The sequence below is a fragment of the Pseudodesulfovibrio nedwellii genome (genome assembly GCF_027923765.1).
Lineage (GTDB): Bacteria > Desulfobacterota > Desulfovibrionia > Desulfovibrionales > Desulfovibrionaceae > Pseudodesulfovibrio > Pseudodesulfovibrio nedwellii.
Genome location: NZ_AP026709.1, coordinates 2,944,968 through 2,960,812, shown reverse-complemented (window position 1 = coordinate 2,960,812; position 15,845 = coordinate 2,944,968). Strand labels below are relative to the sequence as shown.

Annotated in this window: 12 protein-coding genes; 7 read left to right on the top strand and 5 right to left on the bottom strand. The window is 51.5% G+C overall.

What is annotated here, in order from left to right; translation table 11 throughout:
* Positions 1 to 654, top strand: a complete 654-nt coding sequence (locus SYK_RS13815; protein ID WP_281760860.1) for an ABC transporter ATP-binding protein — start codon at positions 1 to 3, stop codon at positions 652 to 654.
* Positions 651 to 1,433 (top strand): ABC transporter permease, encoded by a 783-nt coding sequence (locus SYK_RS13810; RefSeq protein WP_281760859.1) that lies wholly within the window; start codon positions 651 to 653, stop codon positions 1,431 to 1,433. The genes SYK_RS13815 and SYK_RS13810 overlap by 4 nt, the downstream gene beginning before the upstream one ends.
* Before the next feature lie 827 nt (positions 1,434 to 2,260).
* Here the strand turns inward: SYK_RS13810 and SYK_RS13805 are convergent.
* Together SYK_RS13805 and SYK_RS13800 are read right to left on the bottom strand one after the other, a co-directional pair.
* Positions 2,261 to 3,835, bottom strand: a complete 1,575-nt coding sequence (locus tag SYK_RS13805; protein WP_281760858.1) for a glycosyltransferase — start codon at positions 3,833 to 3,835, stop codon at positions 2,261 to 2,263.
* On the bottom strand, positions 3,816 to 5,918 hold the full coding sequence (locus tag SYK_RS13800) for a glycosyltransferase (RefSeq protein WP_281760857.1): 2,103 nt from the start codon (positions 5,916 to 5,918) through the stop codon (positions 3,816 to 3,818). Before SYK_RS13800 ends, SYK_RS13805 begins: the two co-directional genes overlap by 20 nt.
* A 356-nt stretch (positions 5,919 to 6,274) precedes the next feature.
* Between SYK_RS13800 and SYK_RS13795 the strand changes: the two genes are divergently transcribed.
* Positions 6,275 to 7,699, top strand: a complete 1,425-nt coding sequence (locus SYK_RS13795; protein ID WP_281760856.1) for a sigma-54 dependent transcriptional regulator — start codon at positions 6,275 to 6,277, stop codon at positions 7,697 to 7,699.
* A 52-nt stretch (positions 7,700 to 7,751) separates the two neighbouring features.
* Here SYK_RS13795 and SYK_RS13790 read toward each other — a convergent pair whose 3' ends face one another.
* The 3 genes from SYK_RS13790 to SYK_RS13780 form a co-directional block, all read right to left on the bottom strand.
* Complete coding sequence (locus tag SYK_RS13790; protein ID WP_281760855.1) at positions 7,752 to 9,464, bottom strand: SulP family inorganic anion transporter; 1,713 nt, start codon at positions 9,462 to 9,464, stop codon at positions 7,752 to 7,754.
* A gap of 232 nt (positions 9,465 to 9,696) precedes the next feature.
* Entirely contained in the window at positions 9,697 to 10,026 is a 330-nt protein-coding gene (locus SYK_RS13785) for an AzlD domain-containing protein (protein WP_281760854.1), read from the bottom strand.
* Positions 10,019 to 10,714, bottom strand: coding sequence for an AzlC family ABC transporter permease (locus tag SYK_RS13780; protein WP_281760853.1), 696 nt, complete (start codon positions 10,712 to 10,714; stop codon positions 10,019 to 10,021). The genes SYK_RS13785 and SYK_RS13780 overlap by 8 nt, the downstream gene beginning before the upstream one ends.
* 117 nt (positions 10,715 to 10,831) lie before the next feature.
* Here SYK_RS13780 and radA point away from each other — a divergent pair, with 117 nt between their 5' ends.
* From radA to SYK_RS13760, 4 genes are all read left to right on the top strand, one after another.
* Positions 10,832 to 12,157 carry a DNA repair protein RadA gene (radA, locus tag SYK_RS13775; protein WP_281760852.1) on the top strand — a complete coding sequence of 442 codons (1,326 nt, stop codon included), beginning with the start codon at positions 10,832 to 10,834 and terminating at the stop codon, positions 12,155 to 12,157.
* Positions 12,158 to 12,298: 141 nt separating this feature from the next.
* Positions 12,299 to 13,639, top strand: a complete 1,341-nt coding sequence (locus SYK_RS13770; RefSeq protein WP_281760851.1) for a glucose-6-phosphate isomerase — start codon at positions 12,299 to 12,301, stop codon at positions 13,637 to 13,639.
* Positions 13,640 to 13,643: 4 nt separating this feature from the next.
* Positions 13,644 to 15,065 (top strand): sensor histidine kinase, encoded by a 1,422-nt coding sequence (locus SYK_RS13765; RefSeq protein ID WP_281760850.1) that lies wholly within the window; start codon positions 13,644 to 13,646, stop codon positions 15,063 to 15,065.
* A 9-nt stretch (positions 15,066 to 15,074) separates the two neighbouring features.
* On the top strand, positions 15,075 to 15,845 hold the full coding sequence (locus SYK_RS13760; protein WP_281760849.1) for a hypothetical protein: 771 nt from the start codon (positions 15,075 to 15,077) through the stop codon (positions 15,843 to 15,845).

Below are 15,845 nucleotides of genomic sequence, written 5' to 3'. Positions count from 1 at the left end.
ATGTGTTTAACTCTTGAATCCGTATCCTTTTCATACCCGAATGGCCCAGCCATTTTGCACGATGCCAATCTGACTTTCGAGCAAGGGGCGTATTATCTCGTACGAGGGCCATCCGGTTCAGGAAAGTCCACGCTGCTCCGCCTGCTCTGCCGGTTGGAAGAAATTCAGGCCGGCAGCATTCAATATAAGGAATGTGACATCACGGACATTGCTCCGGCATCCCTGCGCCGGTGCGTGGCATATGTTCAACAAATGCCCACCCTGCTTCCCGGAACCGTGCGTGACAACCTGTTGCTCCCCTTCTCCTTCCATTCCAATAAAAACGTCACTCCTCCTGCTGATCTGGAACTCACAGGGTACTTGGATTCATTTCTACTCACAGGGATAACACTGGACAGCGAAGCGAACAGGTTGTCCGTAGGCCAATCACAACGGATATGCCTTATTCGCAGCCTGTTACTCCACCCGGAAGTTATTTTGTTGGATGAACCCACCGCTTCACTCGACCCGGAAAGCGCAGAAGTCGTGCTCAAAAAAACAATGGAACTCAGTCGTCAGGGAATCACGGTCATCATGATTTCCCACTCTGAAAAAACACCGGAAGGCGTCAATCAAATCGTCTCTATTCTCGACAAAGGGCTGGTGGCGCAATGACCCAATCCATCATTGAAATAGGTCCGCTTCAACTCTCCCTCTGTCTCGGATTCGTGCTGTTGGCAGGCGTCACGTCCTTCAAATATAATCTCGGCCTTGGGCGAGATCTCTTCATCGGCACCATCCGAACATTTGCTCAACTTTTTCTCATGGGCTACGTCCTCAAATTCGTTTTCAGTGCAAATATAAGCTGGCTCGTACTGCTCATATTTACAGGCATGGTCACTGCGGCTGTGCATATCATACGTGGCCGTGTGTCTGAAAAAGCCATCCCCTTTGTCATCCCGACATTTCTCTCCATGATCGTTACCTATTCACTCGTCACCATGCTCGTTACCGGCGTGATTGTCGGAGCCAAGCCATGGTGGACTCCACAATATTTCATCCCGCTGGCAGGTATGATTGTCGGGAATTCCATGACCGCAATTTCCATTTGTCTGGATCGACTCTTCTCAGACCTCAAAACTCGACGGGAAGAGGTGGAAATGAAACTCGCACTTGGCGCGGATTATCGCGAAGCCTCGCAGGACATCCTGCGCAATGCGATCAAGGCGGGAATGATCCCGTCCATCAATTCGCTTATGGCCGTAGGGCTCGTGTCTCTGCCGGGAATGATGACCGGTCAGATTTTATCCGGGACTGATCCACTCATAGCCATTCGTTATCAAATCGTGGTCATGCTGATGTTGGTTGCGTCAACTTCGTTGGGGACGCTCATCGTCTCGGGGTTAGTCCGCCGACGGTGCTTTTCTGCTGCGCAGAGGCTTCTTCTTCGATAGTGTAAGGTTCCTTTTTTTGAGTGTGTACTTTCTTGGTAGGCGTTGCGGGCGACCGCAATGAAGATAAAGGGAAAAAGGGGTACTTTTTTTGGTGGGCGTTGCGTGCTTCGCAGTGAAGGTACAAACGGTCTTTATTAAAAAGGTTTCGCCTTTACGGCGACCTGCTTTTTTTGAGGCGAAAAAAAGGAGGCAAAAAACGCCTTTTCGGTGTGAGCCTGATAGCGGTCCTAAGAGCCTGTACGCGGCTCCACTGCCCGACAGGATTGTCTGTGACAGCAGACTCGGTCGGGCTACGATTCGCCACGCGAGACAGGCTCTAAGGCCCGTTATCAATTGTTCGTCGTTGTAAGGGATTTCTCGGTGTAGGTGTCCATTTCTGATTTAAGGCTCTTCGTTATCCACAGAGGGCCTTGGGGTGCTCCAGCACCCCAACACCGCTCTCCCTCCGAAGACGATTTCTTTCCCTCCCAAACCAGACGAAGACGGAACCCAGCCTTTGATTGGCTGCTTAGAAGCTAACCAATCGAAGGAGGCGGCTCTTATAAAGGAGTCAGATAATTTGTCTTAGACTGGGGGATAAAGGAAGAGGAAGGGATTATACTTTTAATCGGGTGGAGCCGACTCGATTGGATCAGATTCTTGCCGCAGATCATGGGGGCGGCCAAACTAGTGAGCCGAGTTTTTTGGTTCTTTTTGGGGCGGTTCAGCCAAAAAGATCCGCCGCCCGCGCAGGGCATGGAAAGCCTTGGGTGCTTCAGCGCCCAACAATGACTCTCGCCGAAGGCACATCTTCCTAACAAAAAGGCCGCTTCCAAAGCGGCCCTTCCTTATTTCATATACTCTTCAAGGAATTTCAATTTCACCAAAATATCAACTTCCAAAACAGCCTGTTCAGCCCGTGCGGCAGCACACACCTCCTCAACCCCGTGCATGGTTTGCATCTTATATTTATTCCCCAAAGCATTCCCTTCTTCCTGCATTGAGGTATGAGACGCAACACCCGTACGCTTCTTATGCCGCACAGCCAGATGCCCTTGATAAACCGGAAATAATCCAGCCTCACACAAACGAATATCATGCTCCATGTCGTCATACTGCGACGGAGAAAGCTGAATCGCAAAATCACCGGACTCAAGTAGAGTTTCGGTTCGGAAAAGATGACAGCAGCCGGTCACAGACGCACAGGGCCGCATAAAATCAAAATCGCCAGAATCCACCGTCTGAATATGCAGATCGGAAAGTTTGAACGGATTCGGCGCCAGCCTTGAAAAATCCACAATAGTATCCGGCTCGGCCAGCAAATGACTGTCCGCACTCTGGATTAGCAACCCATTGGCATGATCCACGACCTTGCATCCCCAAACACCTGCCTCCGGGTACACCTTTACCGCTGCTCCAAGCCAAGACAACCAATCCTTGGATAACTCTACATCGTCGTCGAGATAACAAACAAATTCATGTTCCTGCACCACATCCATATGCAGCAACCAGTTCCGCGCCGATGCAGCTCCCACATTCACCGGCAACGATATTACCGTAAATCGATCAGCACCAAGCTCGGCCACAAACCGGGACTCCCATCCGGCAAGGACCTCGGCTGTCCGATCAGTCGATCCATTATCCAGCACGAAAAGCGATGCACCAGTCAAATCAGAATCGAGAAGCGACGCCAAAGTTGCATCCAACTCATCCGCCTTGTTCCATGAATACAACAACAGGGCGACAGAACCCGGCAGAGCCGTCCTCATTTCAGCCACTCCGGCCAGCACGTCATACCCACGCAGAGCCAATCCCATATTCCATGGTGCAGTAGCCAAATCATTCAAAAGCTGACCTGTATCGATCGTTTTTTCAGGAGACGACAACGCTCTGACTCGAGATAATGCGATACTAATCACACTTTCAGCACTTGACTCAATGTCGTTTGATAATATTTCGACACAGAAATCGGTGTCGAAATTAAACACACCAATAGTCAACGCCTGTTCTCGCCAATATAAATTATTCGGCTCCTTCGTGACTTGAGTACGAATAAAGTCTTTGAGTACCAAAAAATCTCGGCTCGCTCGAAGCTTCATAAAAGGATCAGAGGGGCCAGGTGCCTGATAATAATTTGCCACCACAGTCAGCTTTTCCACGACTTCCGATGACAAAATATCTTTAATCGGATTCAACGCAAGCAACTCGGCAGCCATACGTCCGTCGAGTGGATTTTCGCGAACAACAGTTTCAAGAGCATCGACGGCAATGGGCATCACAGCCGGATTACCAGAACGCAGACACCATCCGGCAATATCCAGCAAATGTTTTTTCCCGGTAAACCCAAGGCGCAATTTAGCCTTAAGGTCTTCGGGCAACGACTGCCAGAATTCGATCAATCCATCAGTGATCGCTCTTGCCATAAATCTGCTCCTCGCTCTGCGCCTTGGGCAGGCTGTCCATGTCCAATGGCTCGCACAGGGTTTCTCCCATATACACACGCATGAGATTCCGCCCCTTGGCTTCAGGGGTCAACATGGTACGGACCAAAGCCCGTCCGCCACACCCCATGGAAAAGCGCGCCGCAGGATTGTCAGCCATATACCGCATTTTTTCAGCCAGACACGCAACGTCTTCGCTCTCGCATAAAAACCCATTGACGCCATCACGGACAATCTCCGGCACCCCGCCCACACGGGTACAAATGGCCGGAACGCCAAGGTCAAACCCTTCAAGCAAAGCATTGGGCAGGCTCTCTTTACGCGAGGTCATGACCTGCACATCTGAAAAAGCCAGCTCCTCAAGCACCTGTTCATGAGGAATGACACCGGGCAAATGAAGACGCTCTCTGACAGCCGGGGTCATGTGGTCTGCAAACCATTCCCGCCGATCTTCGGGAACACCCACGGCCACAAACTCCATATCCCGACAATCACCATTTTCACAAAGAGCGGATGCCGCATCAAGAAACACGTCATACCCTTTGATGTCCACGGTGTTACCGATGTAAATAAAACGGATTCCACGCTTCTTGCGTGGCTTGGGATCGCCAAAATCTGGTCCCACATAAGCATTGTAAACTACGTTTAGCCGTTTTTTCAGCACATGATACTTGTGCATGACTTCTGCACATTGCCGTGAATTGGCTATCACACCGTCAGCCAATGCGGTCCACAGAAAAAATATCGAGTTGGGCTTGGAAATAACACCTCTATTGATGAACAACTTGCACTTGGCACCCATGAGTCGTGCCAGCACGCCCATTTTGTACGCCCGATTGTGGAAAGTATGCACCACATCAATAGCATTATTCCGCACCAGCTTTTTCAGGAATTGACCGGATTTCTTGTACTTCTTGAATTCATCGAAATGGAAAACTTCCACGTCCAGCCCTTCGAGCGCGGCGTTGATGGGCGTATCGCTGGTGATTACGGCATAAGTCTTGACACCCATGTCGGACATCGCTTTGATATTGTTGATCATCTGACGACTGCCGCCAGACAACTTTGCAGAATCCGTGGCATACAATACGCTCTGCACCTCAGGCCGCTTGGTGTGCAACTTGAAAAACACCCGAGCCGCTGGATCAGAACCGTACATACGTAAGCGGGACTGAATCCATTTACCGGTCTTTTTCTTGCCCACGCCAATACGATTCAACCGAAACGGATTCGTGCCCTTGGCATTGACCCACCGTTCCAAAGTGAATGCACCAACATATCCAGCCTTGTGCAATTCTTCCTGCGCATCATCACAGAACTGACCCCATGGCCAACAAAAAAGTTGTTCGTCGTAGCCATTCAGATCACGAATCCATTCGATACTCTTACGGAATTCCTTGCGACAGAAAGCCCGACGATCTGCGACGGATCTCTGGACAAAATGGGGTTTTCCTGAACCGTTGAAAGTGGGCTGAAAACCGCCGTAGACATAGGCACTACCGACTTTGAAGGTCAGCCAGTCCTCATTATAACCGGGATAAATGGACCATGCCCCCCAGTGAGCATTCTGCCCCATGGGTTGGAGCGGCTTGAGGTCAAGGAATGCGCCCTGATGACGGCAGCCATGCGAAAATACTTCCATTCCCTTATCGAGCATGGCCTTAAATTCACTCTTATTAATGAATTGAGAAAAATCACCATTGAGGTGTGCGGCTTTGAACGTCTCCGGCATGGTCATCATGTCAGGAGCAGTTTCAAATGTGCGCACAGGACCGTCCACAGTGAAATCTTTCAAAGCGAAGAATGTGCCGGTCATGTTCCGTTTTTCCAGTTCAGGAACCACGGTCAGCCAATTGGACAGATGACCGTCATCAAAAGTCAGGACCACGGATTTCTTCGGGGCCCTCATCTGTCCCCGCGTCACGGCCAGCAAGTCGCGGGAAGAGATGGTGTGCCAGCCAGCGTTGACAATGGCGTCCAGGTGTTCACGAAACAACTCCGGCGTATGGCCGTCGATGTCACTGACGTTATGATAGCAAAGGACAGGTATTGATGTTCTGATCATTATTTTCTCGTTTGCGGTTAAGCAACCGAGAAGTACCAGATGGGTCAGAACAGGGCAAGGAAAGGGGAAAAACCATAGTTGAAGCCGTCCACCAATGACGAACGGCTCTTCGTAATTCAGTGCTTCGTGATCGAGCACTCGTTGGGGGAATGATTTTCGACATAAAACGACTTCATGAATTTTGCGGAAAACCTAACACAGGGTTTCGACCAAGCGTCAAGATGTCAGCGAATATCGAGGAAAAGCGTCAAAAAGGTATAAACAATCAACTTGACAGGTTTCCAAAAACACCGTTCAACCCTTGAAAAGAGTGAACCTCTTGTAAACTGTCCCACTTACGGCTAATAGAAGGGATCATGTCGGCTAGAACAGTACTTTTCATCGCGGAACCGCAATCCGTCACAGGCATCTTCCCCACCTTGCAAAAGGCGGGGTTGCAGGCCGGGTTGGCTGACAATCTCACTGGCGCACTCGGCTTCATCAAAAAGTCCAGTCCGTGCCTCGTTTTCTGCCGACCAGAACTTCAAGGCTTTGATGCCAAAAGCTTTCTGACGCAGGCGCAATCCGTTGAAGGATTCCCGCCCGTGGTCATTTTCTCCGCATCCGGTTCTGCCGAGCAAGCCACTGAATACCTTGAACTCGGTGCACGTGATTACTGGATCGAACCGTTGGTCTGGGAAAAAATCAAGCTGGTCCTCCCGGAACCTGAACCGGAGCCCGAACCAGAACCGGCACCAACCGTATCACCCAAATCCGCAGCCGCCGCACCGTCCACACCCAGCAAATTTCAAATCATAGGCCGCCACAATGCGGTTTTACGTGTTCTTGCCCTTGCCCGACAGGTGGCAGGTTCCAAGGCCACCGTGCTCATCTCCGGTGAATCCGGCACAGGTAAAGAAATGTTCGCGCGGTATTTGCATCACAATTCGACCCGCACGGACAAACCATTCGTGGCGATCAACTGCGCGGCCCTGCCTGAGCATCTCCTTGAATCCGAACTCTTCGGCCATGAAAAAGGTGCGTTCACCGGAGCCATCAATCGCAAACTTGGCAAGTTTGAACTGGCTGACGGCGGCACCATTCTGCTTGATGAAATCACGGAAATGGACCTCGGCCTCCAAGCCAAACTGTTACGCGTATTGCAAGAATCGGAATTTGATCGCGTGGGTGGCGTGGAAACAGTCAACATTGATGTACGCGTACTCGCGACCACCAACCGCGACATCGAAACCACAGTCAAAGAAGGCAAGTTCCGTCAGGACCTGTTCTATCGCCTGAACGTCATCCCGTTGGCCCTACCCTCTCTCAAAGAACGGGGCGATGATGTCATTCTGTTAGCGGAATATTTTACCAACAAATTTACGGCTACTTATGGCCTTGATCGACTCGCCTTTGCAGAGGACGCCAAAAAATGGCTCATGTCCTATGATTGGCCAGGCAACGTGCGCGAACTCCAGAACCTCATGGAACGCGCCGTGCTTCTCGCCGGACAAGGTCCCATTCAAACCAAGCACTTTCTCATGGGCGACGAACAATGGACACCTGACGATCTGTCATCCATTGATGCTGACCAACAGGCCGTTTCCGAAACCGCGCCACCGTCCACCCCGGATGAAGCTTTGTCAGTCATGCCCATCCATGAAATGGAAAAACGACTTATTCTCAAAAGCCTTGAAGAAACTACCGGCAACCGCACTCGCGCCGCCGAACTCCTCGGCATCTCGGTCCGTACTCTCCGCAACAAACTTAACGAATATAAAAAGCAGGGCGTAGAAGTCTAAAAAAAAGGGCCGCCCTCAGGCGACCCTCATCTGCTTTATAACAGCGCTATGTTTACGCGCAATGCTGGACCTTACCCACAACTTCATCCGCTTCTGCTTCTTCTTCAAAATAAGGCAACGTTGCGGCAACGGCAGTTGAAAAATCCTGAAAGATATTATCGCTACCAACGACTTTGTCCGTACCAAGCCGGATCATAATCTTCATGATTCTCGGGTTTACCCCTGACAGGATAACTCGGATACCACGAGATTGTCCCTTGCGAATAACCGTTTCCAATCCTTCTAGTCCCGTCGCGTCGATGATGGGGACAAGCCGCATGCAAAGCACGAGAATTTCCGGTTTCTTGCGAGTAAATCGCATGATATCGATAAACCGTTGCGTCATACCGAAAAAGAGCGGACCTGCAATCTCATACACAACCACTCTGGGGTTTCCGGTTCGACGACTGATGATCGCATCTTCAGGTAAACCTGTATCGAGACTGTGAATATCCACCAGTTCACTCATGCGCTTCATGAACAGCACAGCCGCCAGCACAACGCCAATCTCCACCGCCACAGTCAGACCAACAAAAACCGTCAGCAAAAAGGTGCTCAACATCACCATGGAATCGGACTTGGGCGCCAGAAAAAGGCGTTTCAAACGATGGGGCTCACTCATATCCCAAGCCACTACCATCAAAACGGCGGCGAGACTGGAAAGGGGAATGAGCGACGCAACTGGTGCCATGAATTTAATAAACACTACCAATGTTAGAACATGGAAAATACCGGCCATGGGCGTAAATGCTCCGGCCCGGATATTGGTGGCGGTACGGGCAATGGCTCCCGTGGCAGGCAAGCCGCCGAACAACGGAGAGGCAATATTAGCCAATCCCTGTGCGACTAATTCCGTGGAAGAGTTATGCCTGTCACCGCTCATGCCGTCTGCCACCGTGGCACTCAACAGTGATTCCATGCCCGCCAGCACTGCGATGGTCAAAGCATCAGGAAGAATGTTCCGGATAGTTGCAAGACTTATCCCGGTCAGAGGGACAAAATCAGGCATGGTCGAAGGAATGCCACCGAACTTGCTTCCGATGGTCTCGATCTGTAGCCCCAAAGACCACGCCGCGATTGAACCAACAACTATTCCGGCAAAAGGAGCCGGGATACGTGGAATGTAACGGCGGACAATCAACATGATTGCCAATGTCAATGCGCCGATACCAAAAGTTGCAGGCAGTGCAGTCGGTAGGGCATGCGCACATGCCATTATCTGCTCAGCAAAGGCAGACGGCATAGCGCTGATCTGCAATCCCAAGAAGTCTTTCAACTGGGATGTAAAAATCAAGAGGCCAATGCCAGAGGTAAATCCGGCTGTGACCGGATACGGAATATACTGCAGCAATCTTCCAAGCCGAAGCAATCCCATGACCACAAGCAACAGTCCGGCCAAAATAGTGGCGAGCATCAGGCCTTCAAAACCATTTCGGGCAATAACGCCGGATATGATAACGACGAATGCGCCGGTCGGTCCACCGATTTGAAAACGGGTACCACCAAAGGCTGAAATAACAAAACCGGCAACAATAGCGGTGAACAGACCAGTTTGCGGACTGGCCCCGGACGCGATGGCAAAAGCCATGGCCAACGGTAGCGCAACGATGCCAACCGTGACACCCGCACCCAAATCCCGTTGCAGCGCAGTCAGCGAGTAGGATTTCAAATAGGTAATACTTTTGGGAGCGTACGTTTTAAATTGCGCACGCAATGAAAAAGCCATTGAGAGACCTCCTTAGGTTGGTGGTTTCTTCGTGGTCACAGTCAATGGTCGAGTCTATGAAAGAGGAGGCCAGGGGCTGGAGAATCACGCGGAAAGGGGCAGACTAAATACCTCTGTTCGCCAAGAGTCAAGCGTTAATATTTTCACATGGAATTGAACAAAAAAAGGACGTGCAGACAGCACAAAAGAAAGGAAACGACAATTCAACCAAAGACGAGGTTGAAAACGCAACTTATAAAAAAAACAGAATTCCCCACAAGACAATCATGCCGGAAGCAATAGTCGCCAACATATTCCGGGTCTTCCATGCGACCAGAACAGCGATCAAAGCAGCAGCCAGTTGATCCCATCCGGCAAATGTTGTCACACCACCGTCCTTATGCAGAAGCACCGCCGGGACGATCAGCGCAGGAAGCACCGAGGCGGGAATGTATCGAAGCATCCGTTGCACCATCTCCGGCAATGTCACCTTGTCGATGATCAAAATAAAAGAATACCGGATCAAAAACACACCAACACCAATACCCAACACGACGGGCCAGTAGTCAGACATATCAAGCATTGGCAAGCCTCCTCTCTGCGAGGTAACCTACCACCATGCCGCTGACGGCACCAACCATCAGCCCAAGATTATACGGAAGCGAAGACGCAGCAACGGCCATGCCGCCAGAAACAAGCGCGGCCAGAACCATGGGCCTGTCGACAATGGCCGGCATAACCACAGCCGTAAACGTCAACGGAACAGCAAAATCAAGTCGCCACTCAGGTGGAATGACTGCGCCAACATACGCACCGATGATGGTTGAAAAAATATAGCCCACCCATATGACGACATTGGTCCCCAGATAATACCAGACCTTGTTAACGCTACCAGTCTCACTACGAAGGTAATGGGCTACGGACACGGCATATCCCCCATCCGTCAACAGGTAGGCTAATCCAGCCTTCTGCAACGGTGAAGCTCCCTTGAGATACGGCCCGATAGACGCGGAATACATGAAGAATCGTGCATTGATGATCAATCCGGTAAGAATAACCACAGCGATGGACGCATTCTCACTCATGAGCTGGATGGCCGCCAACTGAGACGCTCCGGCAAAGACGATGACGGACATCATGGATGAGGCCCATTCAGGCATCCCCTCAGAGACTCCTACCGCGCCACAGATAAGGCCGAACGGCATCACACCCGCCAAGATGGGGCTGATGTCGCGAGCGCCTTGAAGAAATGTCGATTTTCGGTCAGTCATGCTTTTTCCTGTACAGCATGGGTACTGACGCCCCACGCACATCGTCAACAATTTTATTGTTTGCCACACATTTTCCGGGCTGGACTTTTTCCGGTAAAAAGCGGGATACTCACACGTATGAAAACCAAAGACATCTTTAGGTGCGCAGCCTGTGGTGCACAATCACCTCGGTGGCAAGGGCAATGCCCTTCCTGCAAGGAATGGAACACTCTGGAATCCATCACCGTAAACAAGAAACGCGCCTCATCCGTGAACGCGGCAGCCGCTCAGGATAGACCACAGCCACTTGAAGACCTGCACAGCGAACAATACTCCACGCGCACTTCGGGCATGGAGTCACTCGATGAATTGCTTGGCTCCGGTTTGGTGCCGGGTGCGGCCATTCTACTTGGCGGAGAACCGGGGATTGGTAAATCCACCCTGCTCCTGCAACTGGCCGGAAGTCAGGCCAAACTTGGACACACTGCGGTCTATCTTTCAGGTGAAGAGTCCCTGCCTCAACTCCGAGGACGTGCGGAACGACTCGACCTGCTCGGACCGGGACTGCTCGCCATGGCATCCAACAAGGTGGAAGATGCACTGGCAGTACTCGACGCCCCCAACCCGCCGGAACTACTCATTGTGGATTCCGTACAAACTTTAGCATCCCCGCTGGCTGACGGCATCCCCGGCTCGGTCAGTCAGGTACGCGCTGTATCCGGTGAACTGGTGGAAAAGACCAAAAAAACCGGCACCACACTCATTCTCGTGGGGCATGTCACCAAGGACGGCCAGATTGCCGGTCCAAAGCTCTTGGAACACATGGTGGACACGGTCCTGTATCTGGAAGGTGACCGCAAACATTTTTCCCGCATCCTACGCGTGCTCAAAAACCGATTCGGCCCCAGTGATGAACTGGTGGTCTTCACCATGAAGGAAAAGGGGTTGGAAGTCGTGGCAGACCCCGCCACATTTTTCCTCGGGGCACGTGACCCATCCCTTTCCGGCACGGCCATGGCCTTGGCTGTAGACGGCCAGCGCCCCTTTGCCGTGGAGGTACAGGCTCTCGTTTGCAAATCATTCCTGACCATTCCTCGACGTACGGCACTCGGTTTTGATACAAACCGCCTCAACCTGCTGCTGGCTGTGCTTGAAAAGCGACTACGCCTGAACCTGAGCGGCCATGACATTTATGCAAAGATAACAGGTGGACTGGCTTACAAAGATCCCGGCTTGGATCTGGCTGTAGTGGCAGCCATCATGTCGTCATTTTATGACCAACCTCTGCCGGAATCCGCCGTGTTCTGGGGAGAGATCGATCTCAACGGGCAGGTCCGACCAGTCGCTGCCCATGATGTCAGGCTCAAGCAGGCCGACCGACTGGGGCATGACCCTATCTGCCATTCCGGGACCGCCGGCACACTGGCCGACCTGCAACGCGTCCTGTTCGGCAAGCGGAATTGATAGAAGCCCATGACTTCCCTTTTCTGAAAATCATGGTATTCTACTGAACCCTGTACATGACAGGGAAATGATATTTTCTGTACGGCACGCACGATGCTAAAAAGTGCTCGGCGCATTGACGACACTGACCGGGAGGACATCATGGCTGATATTCTTGATTGGACCAATTCAAGTTTGGAAAACCTGGACATGGCGAGTTTCGAAGCTCGGGCCGAAGAAATGGCGGTACGTCTTCGCGAGGAAACCGGCGCAGGCAGACTCCCCTTCCTGACCATGCCTTATGCGACGGCCCTCAAAAAGCAACTAGAGGAGCTCAAACCTTTTCTCAAAAAATTCGACCATATGCTCCTGCTCGGCATAGGCGGTTCCGCCTTGGGCGCACGAGCCTTGCAACAAGCTTTCTTCCCTCAGCAAGATCAACCGGGACACTCCGGGCCGAGTCTCTGGATTGCTGATAATATCGACGCCTACGCCCTTGAAGCGTATCTTGCTAAACTCCCGCCCGAAAAAACGGTCGTCGTGACGGTTTCCAAATCAGGCGGCACCATCGAAACCGTGGGCCAATATTTCATCCTCAAGAAATGGATGCAACACCACTTGGGGGACGAGTGGCATAAAAACATGCTGCTTGTGACCGATGAAAAACAGGGATTCCTGCGCGGCGAAGTGGAAACCTACGGCATCACGGCCCTGCCGGTCCCTGACAATCTTGGTGGTCGATACTCCGTTTTATCTGCCGTTGGCATGGTCCCGGCCCTATTCCTGGGCATGGACATCAACTCGCTCATGGCCGGAGCGCAGGAAGTGGCGGACCAGTTAACCACCCCAAGCCTGACCGGCGAAACCCTGACCGAACACGGATCATTCCAATTGGCGGCTTGGGGCGCGGCACTCATGGACAAGGGATTTGATGAGATGATCTTTTTCGCCTATATCCCCTTGTGGGCCAGTTTTGGAGACTGGTTTGCCCAGCTTTGGGCCGAATCACTTGGCAAGGAAGGAAAAGGCAGTCAGCCTGTTCCCGCCCTCGGCGTGACGGACCAACACTCCGTAAATCAGATGTTCATGGACGGTGTGCGCAACAAGGCGTGCTTGTTCATGACCTGTCCGAATCTGCCTACCGGACCGAAATTCCCGGCAGACCTCCCGGACCAATTCAGTTATGTTCGGGACAAGGATTTCGGCGAATTGATTCAGGCGGAAGGCCTCGGCACACGCATGGCGTTGTCGACGAACGGCGTTCCGCTGGTGGAGCTGCGCATGGGCGCGGACAGCCCGAGACAGGCAGGTAAACTTATCGCCCTGCTCGGTGCGGCCACCATACTGACCGGCTGGCTCATGGGTATCAACCCGCTGGACCAGCCCGCAGTGGAACTCGGCAAACGATTGGCCAAGGCGCGAATGAACGCGGATGGCCTTGAAGGTGAAAAAGCAGATTTAAACGCTTTCCTCACCGCAGACAGAGATTTACGGGAGTTTTAATCCGTTGCAGATATCCGACGCCGACGGCGGCAAACCACTCCAGTTCGTCAAGGTCATATCCTGGACGCTACTGGTCATCATCTTGAGCTTCAGCCTACTGCTGTCACTGTTCATATCGAAATATGCCGAGCAGACCCTCCTGGAAAAACAGGAGGCCTTTGCTCTGCTCTTGGCCGAGAATGTCAGCCACCAGCTCTTTTCCAGATTCGTAATCCCCACGGTAGTCAAATTCGGTCACATCCAGCTGCGAAACGACGACCAATACAAAGCCATGGACAAGGTCATCCGATCCACGATTCACAGTTTTCATGTCTCGACCTTGCGAATATATGACGCCAAAGGGACTGTTATCTATTCCATGGAAAAAGATGAAATCGGCAAACCGGGCAATGCCATATACAAGGTTACGGAAACTTGGGAATCTAAAGATTTCAGCGCCGAAATTCTGGCCCGCGTTTCCAAAATCGCCGCCCTGTTTATGGTTGATCTCAAACCCGGCAGCATGACTCTCAGGGCCTACAATCCGCTACGCGCAGAACGAAGTCTGACCAACATCGACCGAAACCCGATCATGGGCATCCTTGAATTTGAACAAGATATTACGAATGATTATTTGTCCATGCTCAACTTCGAACGGCTCGTTATCGCCTTTTCCCTCGTCACCTCACTGGTACTCTTTTTCCTCGTCCTGACGGTATTACGCAGGGCTGAACGACTGAGCAACAAACAGCTCAAGGAAAAGGAAAAACTCATTTTTGAATTGCAACAGCAGGAAAAACTGGCAGGCATGGGCCGCATGGTCGCGGGTGTTGCGCATGAAATCCGCAACCCGCTCGGCATCATCTGCTCCAGCTCCGAGCTCATTCTGAAACGAGCAAAAAAAGAGGGCAGTTCCTCCACTCGTATTCTTGAAGCCCTCCATGAAGAGGCCAAACGCCTCTCTCGGACCGTGACCGAATTCCTTGATTACGCCCGCCCCAAGAAGCCGTCCATGCTCCCTGTCAAAGTGGACTCCATCTTGGAGCAAGTCTCCATTTTCATGGAACCGGAATGCGAAAAACTCGGTGTAACCATTGAACGAAAATACTGCGACGATATGTCGGCCAAAGGTGATAAGGATCTTCTGTACCGCGCCTTTTACAATCTCGTGGCCAATGCTCTTCAGGCCATGAATGGTGATGGTGAGTTGTCCATCAACGCGGCACGAGGGCACGGACGCCTCCATGTCATTCTTCTCGACACAGGACCGGGATTTTCACCCGAGCATCTGGATCAAGTCCGCGACCCCTTCTTCACAACCAAGGATTCCGGTACCGGCCTCGGTCTGGCACTGGTTTCCACCATCTTCGAAAGCCACGGCATCGAGATGCATCTGAGCAACGGCGAAAACGGCGGTGCACGGATAGATGTCATCTTCCCTGCATAAGGAATAGACATGTCAAAAGCGTGGATACAGACAAAACATCCCGAGTTCGTGCGGGATTTGTTCAAATTTTTCTGCCAGGCTTGCGAGCAGCTTGAACTTCAATTCATCGGGTTCGACAAAAACGGAACCGTAAAGTTTGAAGTAATCAAGGACCTCGTGGGTCTTGAAATGAACAAAGGGCTGCTCTGGCGCATGAAAGACACGGCTCATCACGTCTTTCGTAATGATCCGCACTCACAATTGGGCGGAAAGTTTTTGGACTGGGCACTCGGCTACATCTTCCATGAAGCGACCAAACTCAAGGAAGACGCCTATCAAAAACAAAACTACGCACCATGGTTCCATAAACTCCACGAGGGAGATCTGAGCGAGTCAGAAAAAGATATTACGGATCAACTTTTTCAGATTCTCAATCAGACCGAAGAATCCATGCGCCGCGAAATTGACCGCATCCGATTCATTATCGACAAGTGCCGACAGCTTCTTCCGTTTTACCTTCACAGGTATAGTGAGAACGTGTTACTTGCACGATACATTTTCTCACAAAACGAATTAGTTAAGGCGGTTTTCGGCACCGAATACGACCATCTGATCTCTGCCATTTATGGGAATGAGCCAGAACGCATGTTCGTCCTTGCCAGTCAGAGCCTGCGTATGGGAGGGTGGATGAAAGAGGCGGGTGAGGCAGCGGAGAAAGCCTTTGCCGAGAACCCAACCAGCAAAATAGTGTTGCAAGAAAAGAAAATTATTGATAATTGGGCAACTAGAATAAATACTTGA